This is a genomic window from Nocardia araoensis NBRC 100135, assembly GCF_000308435.1.
Taxonomy (GTDB): Bacteria; Actinomycetota; Actinomycetes; order Mycobacteriales; family Mycobacteriaceae; genus Nocardia; species Nocardia araoensis.
Genome location: NZ_BAFR01000218.1, coordinates 19,132 through 34,860, shown reverse-complemented (window position 1 = coordinate 34,860; position 15,729 = coordinate 19,132). Strand labels below are relative to the sequence as shown.

14 protein-coding genes are annotated in these 15,729 nt (G+C 66.3%); 5 read left to right on the top strand and 9 right to left on the bottom strand.

Going from position 1 to position 15,729, the window contains the following annotated elements:
- Positions 1–243 precede the first annotated feature (243 nt).
- Positions 244–1,188: an RNA polymerase sigma factor SigJ gene (sigJ, locus tag ON21_RS29365; RefSeq protein WP_039803214.1), complete on the top strand. Its 945-nt coding sequence runs from the start codon at positions 244–246 to the stop codon at positions 1,186–1,188.
- Between the two features lie 82 nt (positions 1,189–1,270).
- Positions 1,271–2,449: an NAD(P)/FAD-dependent oxidoreductase gene (locus ON21_RS29360; RefSeq protein ID WP_039803212.1), complete on the top strand. Its 1,179-nt coding sequence runs from the start codon at positions 1,271–1,273 to the stop codon at positions 2,447–2,449.
- Positions 2,450–2,510: 61 nt separating this feature from the next.
- On the opposite strand, the gene ON21_RS29355 is transcribed toward ON21_RS29360, so the two are convergent.
- The 5 genes from ON21_RS29355 to rpsF all read right to left on the bottom strand — a co-directional run bounded on the left by ON21_RS29355 (position 2,511) and on the right by rpsF (position 8,701).
- Complete coding sequence (locus ON21_RS29355; RefSeq protein WP_039803210.1) at positions 2,511–6,380, bottom strand: replicative DNA helicase; 3,870 nt, start codon at positions 6,378–6,380, stop codon at positions 2,511–2,513.
- Positions 6,381–7,008: 628 nt separating this feature from the next.
- Positions 7,009–7,461, bottom strand: coding sequence for a 50S ribosomal protein L9 (gene rplI, locus ON21_RS29350; protein ID WP_039803208.1), 453 nt, complete (start codon positions 7,459–7,461; stop codon positions 7,009–7,011).
- A 17-nt stretch (positions 7,462–7,478) separates the two neighbouring features.
- A complete protein-coding gene (gene rpsR, locus ON21_RS29345; RefSeq protein ID WP_039803271.1) occupies positions 7,479–7,730 on the bottom strand; it encodes a 30S ribosomal protein S18 in 252 nt (83 codons plus the stop codon).
- A gap of 58 nt (positions 7,731–7,788) precedes the next feature.
- Positions 7,789–8,325 carry a single-stranded DNA-binding protein gene (locus ON21_RS29340; RefSeq protein ID WP_039803206.1) on the bottom strand — a complete coding sequence of 179 codons (537 nt, stop codon included), beginning with the start codon at positions 8,323–8,325 and terminating at the stop codon, positions 7,789–7,791.
- An 88-nt stretch (positions 8,326–8,413) separates the two neighbouring features.
- On the bottom strand, positions 8,414–8,701 hold the full coding sequence (rpsF, locus tag ON21_RS29335; RefSeq protein ID WP_039803204.1) for a 30S ribosomal protein S6: 288 nt from the start codon (positions 8,699–8,701) through the stop codon (positions 8,414–8,416).
- 203 nt (positions 8,702–8,904) lie between these two features.
- Here rpsF and ON21_RS29330 point away from each other — a divergent pair, with 203 nt between their 5' ends.
- Positions 8,905–10,296, top strand: a complete 1,392-nt coding sequence (locus ON21_RS29330) for a glycosyltransferase family protein (protein WP_051021460.1) — start codon at positions 8,905–8,907, stop codon at positions 10,294–10,296.
- Here ON21_RS29330 and ON21_RS29325 read toward each other — a convergent pair.
- A complete protein-coding gene (locus ON21_RS29325) occupies positions 10,293–10,826 on the bottom strand; it encodes a CGNR zinc finger domain-containing protein (RefSeq protein ID WP_051021459.1) in 534 nt (177 codons plus the stop codon). The genes ON21_RS29330 and ON21_RS29325 overlap by 4 nt on opposite strands.
- Positions 10,827–10,910: 84 nt before the next feature.
- Between ON21_RS29325 and ON21_RS29320 the strand changes: the two genes are divergently transcribed.
- Positions 10,911–11,813, top strand: a complete 903-nt coding sequence (locus ON21_RS29320; protein WP_245562781.1) for a DMT family transporter — start codon at positions 10,911–10,913, stop codon at positions 11,811–11,813.
- Between the two features lies 1 nt (position 11,814).
- Here the strand turns inward: ON21_RS29320 and ON21_RS29315 are convergent, their stop codons facing one another.
- The 3 genes from ON21_RS29315 to ON21_RS29305 form a co-directional block, all read right to left on the bottom strand.
- Positions 11,815–12,438 carry a TerD family protein gene (locus ON21_RS29315; protein ID WP_039803202.1) on the bottom strand — a complete coding sequence of 208 codons (624 nt, stop codon included), beginning with the start codon at positions 12,436–12,438 and terminating at the stop codon, positions 11,815–11,817.
- Between the two features lie 94 nt (positions 12,439–12,532).
- On the bottom strand, positions 12,533–13,630 hold the full coding sequence (locus ON21_RS29310) for a DUF475 domain-containing protein (protein ID WP_039803200.1): 1,098 nt from the start codon (positions 13,628–13,630) through the stop codon (positions 12,533–12,535).
- Between the two features lie 159 nt (positions 13,631–13,789).
- The gene (locus ON21_RS29305; RefSeq protein WP_039803198.1) at positions 13,790–14,365 is read right to left on the bottom strand and encodes a TerD family protein; all 576 of its coding nucleotides are present in this window, start codon (positions 14,363–14,365) and stop codon (positions 13,790–13,792) included.
- Positions 14,366–14,509: 144 nt separating this feature from the next.
- On the opposite strand from ON21_RS29305, the gene ON21_RS29300 reads away from it, so the two are divergent.
- On the top strand, positions 14,510–15,727 hold the full coding sequence (locus tag ON21_RS29300) for a hypothetical protein (protein WP_083880955.1): 1,218 nt from the start codon (positions 14,510–14,512) through the stop codon (positions 15,725–15,727).
- Positions 15,728–15,729 lie beyond the last annotated feature (2 nt).

Here is a 15,729-nt window from a genome sequence, read left to right as displayed (position 1 = left end):
GAATGGAAGGGTTCGAACCAGGAAGCGTCTCCTCGCCCCGCACCGCGCGTCAGAGGGCCGGCCAGTGATGTCGGCCACTGCCACCGACTTCGGTGGAGTCCGGTTCGGTCATAAAGTTCGCTTGGTCGGCGCCACATGGGATGACAATCCCTTGCTGTGACGTGCGACACATACTGGTGCGCGCCGTACGGGCGGCGGCATAACGGGTTCGCGGCAGTGGCCGACAGCGGCTAACTTCGAGCCATGTCGGCCGGTGTGCGTGAGGTTGAGCTTTTCGAGAACTCCAGGGCGCGATTGGAGGCGATCGCGTACCGTCTGCTCGGCTCGGCGAGCGATGCCGAGGACGCGGTCCAGGATACGTTCCTGCGCTGGCACGCCGCCGATCACGAATTCGTCGAGACGCCCGAAGCGTGGCTGACGAAGGTGCTCACCAACATCTGCCTCAACCAGCTCACATCGGCACGGGTGCGGCGCGTGGCGTATGTGGGCCAGTGGCTGCCCGAGCCGATCTTCGCCGGGGACCGTATGTCCGGCCCGGCCGACACCGTCGAGCAGCGCGAATCGGTGTCGATCGCGATGCTCACCCTGATGGAACGGCTCTCGGCCAAGGAACGCGTCGTGTACGTGCTACGCGAGGCATTCGGCTACCCACACGGCGAGATCGCCGAAATGCTGGATCTCACCGAATCCAACTGCGCTCAGATCTACCGGCGCGCGAAACAGCATATGGCCAGCGACCGGACCCGCGTGGAAGTCGATGAGGCCGCCGCCCGCAAGATCGTCGAAGAGTTCCTCGCCGCCGCGCTCAGCGGCAACACCGATTCGCTGGTGCGGATGCTGACCGACGATACGATCAGCGCGGGTGACGGTGGCGGCGTGGTCTTCTCGCTGCCGGAGCCGATCACGGGCGCGCTGCGGGTCGCGAGATTCCTGCGCCGCCTGTTCGAACCCACTGCGGAGAAGTGGGCGATGATCGGCGGTCGTGCCGACCTGTTCGCCGCGGTGGTCAACGGCGTGCCCGCACTGGTGATCGTGGTCGGCGATCGGGTCGTCGGCGTCATCACCCTGGAGGTGACCACCGACGGCATCGCGGCGGTTCACACCCAGGCCAACCCGAGCAAGCTCGAGCGCGCCACGCGCCACTGGGCCGCATCCGAGCACGCTGAGCCACTCTTCGAAGGCTGGTGAGCTAGATCACAGTCCACTCCTGTCAGGTTTCGCGCCGCTGTCCGGTTCAGGAAGCGAACACCACCCAGACAGGAGTGAGACTATGACCCACCGCATCGTCGTTCTCGGCGCCGGATACGCCGGAGCCAACGCCGCCGGTCGCCTCGCCAAGCGGCTGCACCCCCACGATGTCGAGATCACCCTCGTCAACGCCGATCCGGAATTCGTCGAGCGGGTCCGCATGCACCAGCTTGCGGCAGGTCAGGAACTGAAGAGCCGCGTGCTGACCGACGTCTTCGCGGACACGGGCGTGCGGGTGCGGCTGGCGCGGGTGACCGCGGTCGACGCCGACCGCAAGACGGTCGAGATCGTCGCCGCCGACGGTTCTCGCGAGATCGCCTACGACACTCTCGTGTACGCCCTCGGCAGCGCAGCCGCCGACCAGGGTGTGCCCGGTGTGGGCGAGCACGCCTACGACATCGCGAGCAAGCAGTCCGCGCTGCGGGTGCGCGAGCGACTGGCGAGCCTGGGCGCGGGTGCGACCGTACTGATCGTCGGCGGTGGCCTCACCAGCATCGAAGCCGCCACCGAGATCGCCGAAGCCCGGCCGGATCTCCAGGTCGCCCTCGTTGCTCGCGGCGGCCTCGGCGACTGGCTCGGCGACAAGGCACAACAGCACCTGCGCAAGGCCTTCGACCGGCTCGGCATCAGTGTGTACGAGAACACCGAGATCACCCGCGTCCAGCCGGCCGGCGCGGTCACCGCCGACGACCGCACGATCCCGGCCCAAATGACCATATGGACAGCCGGTTTCGCCGTGCACCCGATCGCAGCGGCCACTACCCTGCAAGTGTCGGCGACCGGGCAGATCGTCGTCGACGAGACGATGCGGTCGGTCTCACACCCCGACGTCTACGCCGTCGGCGACGCCGCGTTCGCCCCTGGGGCGAACGGCGATCCGCTGCGCATGTCCTGCGCCTCGGGAGTCCCTACGGCCTACCAGGCCGCCGACGCCATCGCCGCACGGCTGACCGGCCGTAAGCTCCCCCGCAATTCGATCGGCTACACCGCCCAGTGCATCAGCCTGGGCCGCCGCGACGCCATCGTGCAGTGGGTCACCCCCGACGATCAGCCCAAGCCCTCCGCTCTCACCGGTCAGGCGGCGGCGCGAGTCAAGGAGTTCATCTGCAAGAGCGCGGCCTGGAGTATCTCGCACCCGACAGCGATGCTCCCGTCCCGTCGCCGCCACATCACCACAGCCGAGTACGCCCCTACCGCGTGACGCCGCGCCCGCTGCGGGCCGTGCCGGACGATCCCGACACGGCCCGCCCTACTTCCCGGACTCAGCCGCGCGCCATGTCCACGAACCGCGACAAATGCAATTGGTGGGCAACGGTGATCGTCGCGGTGGGGCCGTTACGGTGTTTGCCGAGAATCAGATCGGCCTCACCGCCGCGCGGGTCGTCGCGCTCGAAAGCATCGGGACGATGCAGCAGGATGACCATATCCGCATCCTGCTCGAGAGAATTGTGAGCGGAAATGCCCTGCGCGACGAAATTGTGCGTGCCCGGCACGGTGCCGTCGTAGACGTCCTGCTCACCAACGCTCGCAATTTCGACGATCGTATCCCAGAAGACATCGTTGGTGGCGAACATTTCGATCTCCGCGTCTTCCAGCACAGCTGCCACCCGCGCCAGCCGGGATCGACTGGTCGAATGCCTCCACATCGCCGAACCGCAGAAACGGGAGCCCATCGCCGCCGAGAATTCGCGGTGGGTCATGCTTTTGGCGGAAAGGAGAGTGCGAACCTTCGACCAGACCTCGCGAGGGACCGTGTCTACGTTGGTGTTGCGTGCAATCGGCTCCAACTCGGCCAGGGCCGTCCGCGCGGACTGCCCACGCGCGCCGTGCACTCCGATGTCACGCAGGAAGATGGTCTGATTTTCCGCGCCGTCGATGGTGAGATGCCAGCAATCGCGGTAGCCCGCCTTCGAAACTCTCTTGATACGGCCGTGCACACCCAGGCGAAGCAGTAGTTGGACTACATCATCGATCAGGCGGCGGCTCGTGGACGCGTAGTAGATCCTCGCCTGACGTCCCTTCACATCCCAGCGCACAGAGCCATCCGTTGCCCAGAGATGATGCAGGAACAACGCGATCTGATCATTGGGAAGCGCGAAGACGCGCTTGGGTACGAACTTCTCATAGCTGCGCAGACCGAACAAGCCGAGTTCATCCAGCCACGCGGCAATCGGATTGCGTTTGCCGTGCGTAAGTCGGTTCGGAGCGCGCAGCCGAAGCGTGGTGACCCTCGCTGCCGCATAGTCGTCACGAGCGACGGTGACGCCGAAATGCGTCGCCGCTTCGGTGACCGCCGCCAGATTCTCCTCATCGACGCTGGCATAGCGCAGCGGCTGCCGCTTCACGCACGAGCCATCGCCGATCATATGGGCGAGCAGGATCACCTCGGCATCGGGCATCCGCGACGTGTGCACCGGTTCCGGTACCCGACGAGGAGTGGCGAGCCGGTCGCCGACCGTCAGCTTGTCGAGTGGAATCCAGCCATCCAAGGTCAAGAAAGGATGGTTCCCCGTCGCTTCCACTTCGCGGCCGGATGCCAGGCGCAGACGGAACACTTCTTTGCGCCCGCTGGGAAACACCTTCACCATCGGCCGCGCAACCATCCGCATCCGTTCATCGAGCGACCACACCAACGGCTGCTCCCCACTCGACAGCAAGTCGCCGAGCGTGGTTTCGTCGCCGGTATCGGCGCGGAGGATACGGGTGCCGGCAGGCATGCAGCCCGATTCGCGGAGATCGGACACCATGGGACGCTTGTCGGTTCGCTGTTCGGGACCGCGGTTGAGCTGGCTGATCGCCACCACCGGCACTTCGAGTTCTTTGGCCAGCAGTTTCAAATTACGGGAGAAGTCCGAGACTTCCTGCTGACGGGATTCCACCTTTTTGCCGGACGTCATCAGCTGGAGGTAATCCACGACCACGAGTTTCAAATCGTGGCGCTGCTTGAGACGCCGCGCTTTGGCGCGGATCTCCATCATCGTCAGGTTGGGCGAATCGTCCACGAACAGCGGCGCCTCGCTGATCTCACTCATCCGCCGGGCCAGCTTGGTCCAGTCGTCGTCGCTCATCCGCCCGGACCGCATATCGCCGAGCTTGATCTTCGCCTCCGCCGACAACAACCGCATGACGATCTCGGTGCGACTCATCTCCAACGAGAAGATGACGCTCGCCAAGCCATGCTTGATCGAGCAACTGCGCATGAAATCCATTCCCAGGGTGGAATTGTGCGTAGGGATCATCGAGCGTCCGGCCAGGTACAAGTGGTCAGCGTTATCCACTTCGACGCAGCGCACCGGCACGCTGTCGATCCGGCGAACGTCGACGATGAATCGCGAGTTCGATCGCACGCTGCTGCGGCTCGCGCGCCGCTCCTTCTGCAGTACGGCCTTCCGGTACAGGCCGAACACCTCGTCGTCGGTGGCGAACGTCAGGGTATACGCGGTGGACGATTCTTCGGAACGGCCCGCGACTCGTTTGGTCGAGAGCTGGCATCGGTAACCGAGGCTGACGATCAGTTCATGTACGTCGCGGACGAGCCTGGCGTTCGTAGCGCAAAACTGTACGGAGCCGCCGCCGGTCACGGTGCCGTCGGTATCCAGCAAACCCGCAAGGAGGGAACGGCGCTGCCATTCGGATGCCCGCAAGTAGTCGATGGGAATGTGCTTGTCACCGAGGACACCGAGCGTTCGAAGACGCGCCTGTACGCTCCCGACCGTGTTCCGGCATTCCTGGCACAGGCGCAGACCGATCGAACGCTCGCCACAATTCGGGCAGCGAGGCGGAGGCACGGGAGCCGAATGGAACCGTGCCTTTCCGCCGCAAGACCGCCCGCAGGTGCGGACCTCGCTGGTGAAAGGAACGAATTCCTTCCCACACACGACGCACTGGCGTGCGGTGATCGGCTCGTCGGCAGGCAAACGCAGCTGATAACGCAGTCGAGCCGAACGCGACGGCACGGCAACGATCCCCTCCGCTTCGATGCGCGCGATGATCTCCGGATCGGCGCAGGTGAGCTGCGCGGCGGCGGAAGTCCCGTCGCCCAGCCAAGCACCCAGCGTGTAGGGCGGCACGGTCAAGGCGCGCTCAGGCAGCTGTAGCGGATCGGTGTTGACGACCGAGTGGTTCAGTCTGCGATCTGCGGTGTCGCACCGCAGCGTTCTCGCGATCTCGGCGGTCGTGCGCACCTCGGCAGCTGCCCGGTTCGACCGGCGAGACGCCCTCGTTTCCGTGAGCCATTGATGTTGTTCATCCGCGACGAGCACGGAGCCGTCGGAGAACTCCACTTCGTAGCAGGGACGTCCGAGCAGAACTTCGGTCGCCGCTACGACGCGGGTCGGACGACCTTCCGCGTCCAGCAATTCGTCCCCGACCTGGACATCACCCATGGTGGTCCATCCAGTGGGTGTCGGAAGCGGAGTGTCCAGGGCCAGCGCCTTACCCACACCGGGCCTGGCGGCGACGATGATCATCTGACCCGGGTGCAGACCATTGGTGATCTCGTCGAGTTCGGTGAAACCGGTGGGGACGCCGAGGGATATGCCGCCGCGGCTGGCGATGGAGTCGATCTCGTCCATCGTCGGCTGGAGCAATTCTTCGAGGGGGAGGAAGTCTTCGCTGGTGCGGCGTTCGGTGACCTCGTAGACCTCGGCTTGGGCGCGGTCGACGACCTCGGCGACGTCCTGGCCGTCGGCGCCCGCGTAGCCGTACTGGACGATGCGGGTGCCCGCCTCGACCAAGCGGCGCAAAATGGCCTTCTCGGCGACGATTTCGGCGTAATAGCCGGCGTTGGCCGCGGTCGGCACGGTCTGGGTGAGCGTGACCAGATAGGGGGCGCCGCCGATGCGCTTGAGCTCGCCGCGGCGGTCCAGGCCCGCGGCGACGGTCACCGGGTCGGCGGGTTCGCCGCGCCCGTAGAGGTCCAGGATGGTGTCGTAGATGGCCTGGTGGGCGGGGCGGTAGAAATCGCCGGGCCGAATTACCTCGACGACGTCGGCGATGGCGTCCTTGCTCAACAGCATGCCGCCGAGCACCGATTGCTCGGCCGCCATATCGTGCGGAGGCTGGCGGCCGAAGTCTTCGCCGGGAGGTTCGGGCGGGAAGTCCGTGTGCCCGCGGTCATCGGTGGTTGTCACCAGACTCGACCGTCCTCTCTACCCCACGACCGGGATGCACCCTGTCGACTCGTTTTACTCCCGGGCACCGACACCTTCGTGAAAGCCGTTGACCAGGGCTCCAGCTACCGCTGCGGCACCGGTCCGTGCGCGCGCTCGGGAGCGGTCCGCGCGCAGCGATGCGACGAACCTAGGCGACCCGCTGTGTATGCACCAAACCGCGCTGTGCACACAACTGTGGATAACTTGGGGAGAGTTCACCCAACCGTGTGCACCCCCTGTGTACAACTTGGGGAAAACCCAGGTCGACAAGGTCGAATACGCAGATAGACATGGACTTCCGCGTTCTTCCAGGTGTGGATTAATGAAGTACCGGCGTGTCGGCCAAGTTGAACAGCCGGGCGTGTTGGGTTAACAGCACATGAGCTACGTATGACCTGAATCACATTGTGGACGGTCGGTTCGATCAGTAATCCACAGGCTGGATAAACAAGGCGTCAGTGGGTGTGCTCCGGCGCCCAGATTGTCCCGAATGACACTTTGCATCATTCAGCAAATAATTAGTTACTAAGAGGCGCGCGGCAACAGGGCACGACCGAGGACCACTCCCGTGAACAGACGGGAGTGGTCCTCGACGCAGTGCCTGGAATCAGGCGGCGGTGACCGTGAGGTCGAACTTCGCCGCCACGTCCGGGTGCAGATGCACCACGATCGCGTGCTTGCCGGTCGTCTTGATGTGCGCCTTCGGCAGCTCGATGCTGCGCTTGTCGACGACGGGGCCACCCGCCGCCTTGACGGCCGCCGCGACGTCCGACTGGGTCACCGAGCCGAACAGCTTGCCGGTGCCCGCGGTCTTCACCGCCAGCGAGACCGACTCCAGGCCCTCGATGGCCTGCTTCAGCTCGTTGGCGTGGTCCAGGTCGCGGACCCGGCGGGCTTCCTGCGCCCGGCGAATGCCCTCGACCTGCTTCTGCGCGCCACGGCTGGCCACGATCGCCAGGCCGCGCGGCAGCAGGTAGTTGCGGCCGTATCCGTCCTTGACCTCAACGGTGTCGCCGGGAGCACCGAGGTTGTCCACATCAGCGGTAAGAATCAACTTCATTGGCGTGCCTCCCTTTCTCAGCGAGCCGTCGACACGTAAGGCAGCAGCGCGACCTCACGCGAGTTCTTGACCGCAACCGCGATATCGCGCTGGTGCTGCACGCAGTTGCCGGTGACGCGGCGGGCGCGGATCTTGCCGCGGTCGCTGACGTACTTGCGCAGCAACGCCGTGTCCTTGTAATCGATCGTGACGGTTCCGGTCTTGCTCTCCTTGCAGAACGAGCAAGCCTTCTTCTTCAGCACCTTTTCGCGCGCGGGCGCTTTAGGCATGGTCTTGTACTCCGTAATCAGTGATGGCCCGAATTCGTGCGGGCCGTTGTGGCCGTTCTCAGAACGGCGGTTCGTCATCCATGCGGCTGTTGCCCCCGAAGGAGCCTGCCGCGGGCGCACTGCCCCACGGGTCGTCCTCGGCACCGCCGGAACGCCCACCGCCACCACCGGAGGAGGCGTAGCCGCCACCGCCGCCGGACCCGGACCCGAAGCCGCCGCCACCGCTGCCGCGGCTGGTCTTGTTGACCTTCGCAGTGGCGTAGCGCAGCGAGGGACCGACCTCGTCGACCTCGAGCTCGACGACCGTGCGCTTCTCACCCTCGCGGGTTTCGTAGGAGCGCTGCTTGAGCCGTCCGCTCACGATGACACGGGAACCCCTGGTCAGGCTTTCGGCGACATTCTCCGCGGCCTCGCGCCAGATATTGCAGCGCAGGAACAGCGCTTCGCCGTCTTTCCATTCGTTCGAATTACGGTCGAACACACGGGGAGTCGACGCGACGGTGAAATTCGCCACCGCCTGTCCCGCCGGTGTGAATCGAAGCTCCGGGTCGGCCGTCAGATTTCCGATGACGGTGATGACCGTGTCGCCTGCCATGTGGTTCCTCCTGCTCGGTGTGCAGTCCGCGTCTCGCTGTTGCGCTAGAGCCTAGGCACAGGCTCCGACGCAAACGAGGGTTGCCGGACTACTTGTCGTGGCGCAGAACCTTGGTGCGCAGCACCGACTCGTTCAGGCCGAGCTGGCGGTCGAGCTCGCTCACGGTGGCGGGCTCGGCGGTCAGATCGACCACGGCGTAGATGCCCTCGGCGTGCTTGGCGATCTCGTAGGCGAGCCGGCGACGGCCCCAGATGTCGACCTTGTCGATCTTGCCGCCCTCGGTGCGAACGACACTGAGCAGGTTGTCCAGCGACGGACCAACAGTGCGCTCGTCCAGGCTCGGATCGAGGATGACCATCACTTCGTAATGACGCACGGACCAATCACCTCCTGTGGACTAGGAAACGGCCACGGACGGTCCGTGGCAGGAGGGTCGTTGCGTCAGCAACCCGAACAGGCTACATGAGCGGCGTCTGAGCACTGAAATCGCCCCGACGAGCCGCCCCGGCGCGCTCGGCGTTCGCATCGGTAGGAAGGGGAATGGCGGCACGGCCAGGACCGTCCGCTTAGGGTGGATCCATGTCGACCGGACTCGTCGCCAGCGACCTGCCCGCGGGTGGCGTGCGACGCCGTGCGGCGTTCGCCGTGGTGGTGGTACTGCTCTGCGGTGTCGTGCTCGCGCTGGCGTACGCGAACAAGGCGCGCTGCGCGGGTGCGCCGTTCGACCGGGACGGGCGCAGCACGGTCTTCGATGTGATCAAGGATTCCGACGTCTGCTATTCGGACATCCAATTCCTCTGGCTCGGCAGGGACATCAACGAGCACGTCTTTCCCTATGTGACGGGGGGCATCACCGACGACGGGGCGTTGGTCGGGGGCGCGGTGGAATATCCGGTGCTCAGCGGCGTGCTGATGTGGCTCGGCGCGGTCGGCGCGCACAACGACGCCGATTTCCTGCGGTACTCGGCGCTGCTGCTGGCGCCCTTCGCGCTGCTGACCGCGTGGATGCTGGCCCGCTTGGCCGGGCGCGCGGCCTTGCTGTGGGCGGCCGGACCGCCGCTGGTGCTCTACGCCTTCCACAACTGGGAGCTTCCGGTGGTGTGCACGGCGGTGGCGGCCGTCTATGTGATGGCGGCGCTCACCCGCTACTCCCTGCGTACCAGGGGCATCCTGGCCGCGGTGCTGCTCGGGCTCGGGTTCTGCCTCAAGCTCTATCCGGGAATCTTCGTGTTGCCCTTGCTGGCGTACGTGCTGACCGGCGGTGGCGAGCGCGACGCGGAAGGCGGCGATCGCAGACCGGATGTCCGTGGCGCTCTGCTCACCGCGGCCGCGGCGATCGCCACCGTGGTCGTGGTGAACCTGCCGTTCGCGGTGGTGGGCTACGAGGGCTGGCGCGCGTCCATCACCTTCCAGCAATTGCGGCAGGCCGATATCACCACGAATTCGATCTGGTACTGGGGACTTCGGCCGCTGTTCGGCGCCGACGCGCGCAGCGAGGCGGCGTTCCAGCAGGCGGTCTCGGTCGCCTCCCCCTTGCTGGTGCTCGCGGCATTCGCGCTGGCCATGTGGCTCGGCTGGCGGCGCTATGCGACGACCGGCGTGTTCCCATGGGTCGGTGTGAGCGGTGCGATGCTGTGTGGATTCCTGTTGTTCCACAAGGTGCATTCCCCGCAGTACACCCTTTGGCTGGTGCCGTTCCTGGTTCTGCTCGAGATCCCCTGGTGGCTGATCGGTAGCTATCTCGTCGCCGACGCGGCGATCGGGATCGGGGTGTTCCGGTACTTCTACTCGATGGGTACCGGTACCTCGGTCGAGCTGATGGAGCGCATCGTCCAATTCGGTGTGTGGGGGCGCGCGAGCCTGCTGATCGTGTTCTTCTTCGTATTCCTGTGGGCGGCGCCGCGCGGAAGTCGTTCGATGCCGCCGCGTGTGTCGCAATCCGACCCCCGCAAGCTGGTCCCGGCCGTTTAGGACCCACCGTGCCGGGCCCGGAAGGCGGCGTTTTTGGCGCGGTTGCCGCACAGGGTCATGTCGCACCAACGGCGTGATCCGCCGCGGGAAGTGTCCACGTAGAGCCGCGTGCATGCGGCGCGCCCGCATTCTTTGACGAGCGCCCCGCCGCCGATCAGTTCGATCGCGGATCGAGCGATGGCGGTCAAGACCGCGTCGGCGTCGCCGGAGCGGACGACCATACCGTCGCCGCGCAGGCTGATCGAGGGCGGGGTGCCCCCGGCGAACTCGTTGACCGTCACTCGGTCGTCGTCGTCGAAGGCTTTTCCGCTGGCGGTGGCCAGTGCCATGCGGTAGGCCGCCTCGCGCAGGCGCACCGCCCGCTCGAGGGTGTCCGCGTCGCTGGACGGGGGGCTCTCGAGCAGGCCGGCGGCGACGATCCAGTCGTCCAGGATCGCGGGGCTGGTGAGGACGTCTTCGAACGTGGTCGAGCGCGCCTTGACGGTGCCGGCGAAATCCAAGGCGAGGTTGCCGCTCACGAAGGTGAACACCAGCTCATGGTAACCGCCTTGACAGGTTAGTGGGCTGGATGCCACCGTGATAACCACCCAAGGTGGTTAGTCGAGGAGGGTCCCGTGCAGAGCCGATTCGCGATGGTGGCCGCGCAGCCGCTGTTCGTCGTGTTGTGGAGCAGTGCGTTCATCGCCGGTGTGATCGGGGTCGGCGCCGCGCCGCCGCTATTGGTGCTGTTCGTGCGCTTCGCTGTCGCGGGAGTGCTGCTCACGGCCTACGCTCTGATCGCGCGGGTCACCTGGCCGCGGGGCGGCCGACTGCGTCACGTGCTCGTCGCCGGGTTGCTCATGCAGATGGTCCAGTTCGGCGCGTTCTACACGGCGATGGCAGAACATGTCTCGGCGGCGGTGATCGCGCTGGTGCAGGGCTTGAATCCGGTGGTCATCGCGTTGTGCGCCGGACTGATCGGCGAAGTCGTCACGATGCGGCAGTGGTTCGGCTTCGGCATCGGCGGCGTCGGAGTAGCGCTCGCCGTGTTCGACCAATCCCACTTCTCCCTGGTCGGACTGCTGCTGTGCGTGGCGGGACTTCTCGGGCTGAGCATCGGCACCGTGTATCAGAAGCGGTTCACGCCCGCCGTCGATCCGAGGGCCGCCACGGCGCTGCACGTGGCGGTCAGCGCGCCGATCGCCGGGGCGCTGACCTGGCTGTCGGGCCAAGTGCACGTGTCGGACGCGGGCCGGTTCGCCGGGTCGCTCGTCTGGATGGTGCTGGTGAACTCCATGGCCGCGTTCCTGCTGCTCAACGCCATGCTGCGCCGATGGGACGCGACCAGGGTCGGCAAGTTGTTCTTCGCGACCCCCGCCGTGACCGCGATCCTGGCCTGGCTGCTGATCGATCAGCCGTTGCGGCCGTTGACGGTCGCGGGCCTGGCCATCGGCCTGGTGGGCTTGGTGTTCGCGGCTCGCAAGCCGACGACGTCGTCGGCGGGCGTCGCGCGAGAGCCGGTGCCCGTGCCGCGTTGACCTACTTGCGCCCGGCCTGCCACTGCATGCCCCACTGGTATGCCTGGTCGAGTTCGCGCTGGGCGCCGTTGACGTAGTGCACTTCCCGGTGCACGGTGATCCCGGCGCCCTGGTTCTGCAACAGGGCGATGGCGCAGGAACGAGCGCCGTCCACCGGAGAATCGAGGCGCACCTCGATCTGCGGACCGGCTGTGGGGTAGAGCGTCACCACGCCGTCGGCGGCGGCCCAGTTCGGTACGCCCTCGTAGATGAACGCGAAGATCAGGATGCGCCGGAACAACTCGGGCCGGGCGAGGTCGATGTGCAAGTTCTCGCCAGCGGCGGCCGAACCGCTGCGATCGTCGCCGTCGAGCCGGATGTAGGGCTCGGCCTCCAGCGTGCCGAAGTTGTTGCCGATCGCCTGCACGACACCCTTGGCGCCATTGGACAGTTCGTAGAGGCAGCCGAGGTCCAGATCGATGGGCTTGGAGCGGCGGAAGAATCCCCTGGGTCCGCTCGACCAGTTCAGGTTGACCCGCATGGTGCCCTGCTGCTCACCCGGCTTGGTCAGATTGATGCTCGGTGTCGCCTTCGACAGGGTCACCCTGGACAGGTTGACGCCGCCGGGGTTGTCGTTGATCGCCATGGCGCGATCCCCCCTCCGTGCAAACGAGAACGGCAGCGGCCATCCCTCGGGATGGGGCCGCTGCCGCAACGGGTCTTCGGCTGCTTGCCGGGAATCAGCCTACCGGCGTCGGTTCCCGTTCGCTGTCCAGTTCCTCTTCGTCCGCTCGGCCGTTGCGGACGATGCTGGTGACGAACGCCGCGCCGATGAACGCGACGCCGACCAGGCCGGTGACGACCTCGTTGATGTGCACGCCGATGGAGACCAGCAGGATCGCCGCGAGCGCGCCGATCGCCCAGTGCGCGCCGTGCTCCAGGTAGACGTATTCCGACAGCGTGCCCTTGCGGACCAGGTACACCGTGATCGACCGGACGAACATGGCGCCGATCAGGCCGAGGCCGAGCGCGATGATGATCGGGTCGGAGGTGATGGCGAACGCGCCGATCACGCCGTCGAAGGAGAACGACGCGTCGAGCACCTCCAGGTAGAGGAACAGGAAGAAGCCCGCCTTACCGGTGGCCTTGACCAGCTCCGACGGCCCTTCGCTCTGCTCCTCGGTGTGGAACATGGAGCCGAGCCCGTCCACCGCGATGTAAGTGATCATGCCGAGCAGACCCGCGACCAGCACGGTCGATCGGTCCGCCTCGTCGGCGATGAACTCCGCGGTGAGGATCAGGCCCGTGCCCGCGACCACGACGGAGAGCATGTCCAGCTTGCCCGCCTTGGCCAGCGGCCGCTCCAGCCAGCTCAGCCAGGTGATCTCGCGTTCCTCGAAGATGAAGTTGAGGAACAGCAGGGCCAGGAACATGCCGCCGAACGCCGCGATCTGCGGATGCGCGTCGGTGAGCAATTTCTCGTAGCTGGGGCTGCCGTCGGGGAAGGTCAGGGCGCCGTCCGGGGGCGGGTTGAGAGCCAGGTCGAAGGCCCGCACCGGGTCCAGCCCCGCGGTGATCCACACGATCGCCAGCGGGAAGACCAGCCGCATGCCGAACACGGCGATCAGCACGCCGACGGTGAGGAAGATCCGCTGCCAGAACGCGCTCATCCGTTCCAGGACGGTGGCGTTGATCACGGCGTTGTCGAACGAGAGCGACACCTCGAGGATGCCGAGGATCGCGGCGAGCGCGAGGGCGGTCGGTCCGCCGTACACGACCGCGACGACGAGCGAGACCACCGTGACGACGAGGGACATGCCGAATATGCGCAGGACCACGCTGGGACCTTTCGTGAGTGAAAAACGAGGCGGCGACGGTTGCTACCAGCGTGGCTGCTGGATCGCCGGTTGTCCAACGTTGCTCCCAGGGCGCCGGCATGCCTGGTCGCACGACGAGGGGGCCCGTCGCCGGGCCCCCTGTGAGCAGCGAAGTGCTCCTTAGACGTTCACGCCGTAGTCACGGGCGATGCCCGCCAGGCCGGAGGCGTAGCCCTGGCCGATCGCGCGGAACTTCCACTCCGCGCCGTTGCGGTACAGCTCGCCGAAGACCATGGCGGTCTCGGTCGAGGCGTCCTCGGTGAGGTCGTAGCGCGCCAGCTCCTCGCCGTTGCTGCGGTCCACGACGCGGATGTAGGCGTTGCGGACCTGGCCGAAGGACTGCGAACGGGAGTCGGCGTCGTAGATCGAGACCGGGAAGAAGATGCTCTCGATCGTGGGCGGGGTGTTCGCCAGGTCGACGTTGATGACCTCGTCGTCGCCCTCACCCTCGCCGGTCCGGTTGTCGCCCGCGTGCTCGATCGAGCCCTCGGGGGAACGCAGGTTGTTGAAGAAGACGAAGTGCTGGTCGGACAGGACCTTCTTGTCCGCGCCCGTCGCGATCGCGCTGGCGTCGAGGTCGAAGTCGGTGCCGGTGGTGGTCCGCACATCCCACCCCAGGCCGACCGAGACAGCAGTGAGGTTAGGCGCCGCCTTGGTCAGCGAGACATTGCCGCCCTTGGACAAACTGACACCCATGCGGGATTCCCTTTCAATAGTCCGTCATTGGTTCCCAGCATGTCCGAATCGCCGGGGACGCCATCGACAGTAGTAGGTTTCCGCGAACTTGCGTAGGAACCCGCGTAACCCCCGGCGAACAGGAAGATCTCCTACCATCGGGGCGTGGCAGGCCGGATGCGTGGATGGTTCCGTTCGTCGGGAAACGACGAGTGGATCGAACATGCCCGCGCGACGCTGGCGACGGCGTTCCTCGACATGGACCGGCGCCAGAGCGCGGCCGAGGCGGCGGTGGACGCCGCCGATCAGATCTTTCCGGAACGACGCACGGGCGCGCGCTGGGAACCGGTGCGGCACAGGTGCTATGGCGCCGCGGAAGTCTATCTGACGCTGAGCGAGGAACTCGAGGCCGCGCAGCAGGGCGGCCCGCAGGTGCCGCAGGGTCGGGAACGCGTCGACGCCGCGGTGCGGCAACTGACCGACGCGGCGCGCGCGGTCGACGAGTTCTATCGCGGCGACCAGAGCAAGCTGGAAGAGGCGGTGGCCGTACTCGGCGCGGTGCCGCGGTTGGTTCAGCAGGTGAAGGTCGACGCGGCCGGTGTGCGCGGCCGGGCGGCCGAATCGGAGTTCGCGGACTATCCCTCGGTGCGCAGGCACGCGGCGGCGGTCGATGAGGCGCTGGTCACACTGGAGGCGGCGGGTTCGGGCGCGGCCTCGGGCGCTGTGCGGGAAGCCGCGAACCGCCTGCAGGCGGCCACCAAGGAGCTTGCGGAAGCTTTGGCGCAAGCGCCATCTCGGGCCGCGGCGGCGAACACCGCGATATCGTCGGTGACAACCCGCATTGCCGCCGCCCGGACCAGGGCCGAAGGCGTTCCACAGGCGTTCTCGGCGCTGCTGCGCGAGTTCAATGCTGCGAGTTCGGCCGATCTGGCTAACAATGAGCGGGAAAGTCAGCGAGCCATCGAGGCCGCGGACGCGGCCCTGGGCAGGGCGCGTGCGGCGGCGGCAGAGAACAATCCGGAGTTTGCACTTGATCTGACCACATCCGCGCGCGGGTTCCTCACCGAGGCCGAGCAGCGAGTCGACGCCGTCACCAAGCGGCTCGCCCTGCTGCGTGCGATTCGGTCCGACCCGCAAGAACAGGCCAAGGCCGTACGATTCCGGCTGCGGGACGCGCAGATGCTCGCGGTGAGCCGCGGGCTCGTCGCCGAATGGGGCTCGGTGCTCGACGCGCAAGCGGCACGAATCGACCGAATCAGCGAAACACTGTCGGGGCGCCACCCCGACTACTGGGCCTATGTGACGGAACTGGATGCCGTCACCGAATTCATAGCCGGGGTAGTGGATCGAATGAGAAAACAAGCAGGACCACGACGAGAATGAGG

Bases quoted from the DNA above. Each gene is read 5' to 3' on its own strand.
- sigJ (WP_039803214.1), top strand. From the start codon at position 244: ATGTCGGCCGGTGTGCGTGAGGTTGAGCTTTTCGAGAACTCCAGGGCG.
- ON21_RS29360 (WP_039803212.1), top strand. From the start codon at position 1,271: ATGACCCACCGCATCGTCGTTCTCGGCGCCGGATACGCCGGAGCCAAC.
- rplI (WP_039803208.1), bottom strand. From the start codon at position 7,461: ATGAAGTTGATTCTTACCGCTGATGTGGACAACCTCGGTGCTCCCGGC.
- rpsR (WP_039803271.1), bottom strand. From the start codon at position 7,730: ATGCCTAAAGCGCCCGCGCGCGAAAAGGTGCTGAAGAAGAAGGCTTGC.
- ON21_RS29340 (WP_039803206.1), bottom strand. From the start codon at position 8,325: ATGGCAGGCGACACGGTCATCACCGTCATCGGAAATCTGACGGCCGAC.
- ON21_RS29330 (WP_051021460.1), top strand. From the start codon at position 8,905: ATGTCGACCGGACTCGTCGCCAGCGACCTGCCCGCGGGTGGCGTGCGA.
- ON21_RS29315 (WP_039803202.1), bottom strand. From the start codon at position 12,438: ATGGCGATCAACGACAACCCCGGCGGCGTCAACCTGTCCAGGGTGACC.
- ON21_RS29305 (WP_039803198.1), bottom strand. From the start codon at position 14,365: ATGGGTGTCAGTTTGTCCAAGGGCGGCAATGTCTCGCTGACCAAGGCG.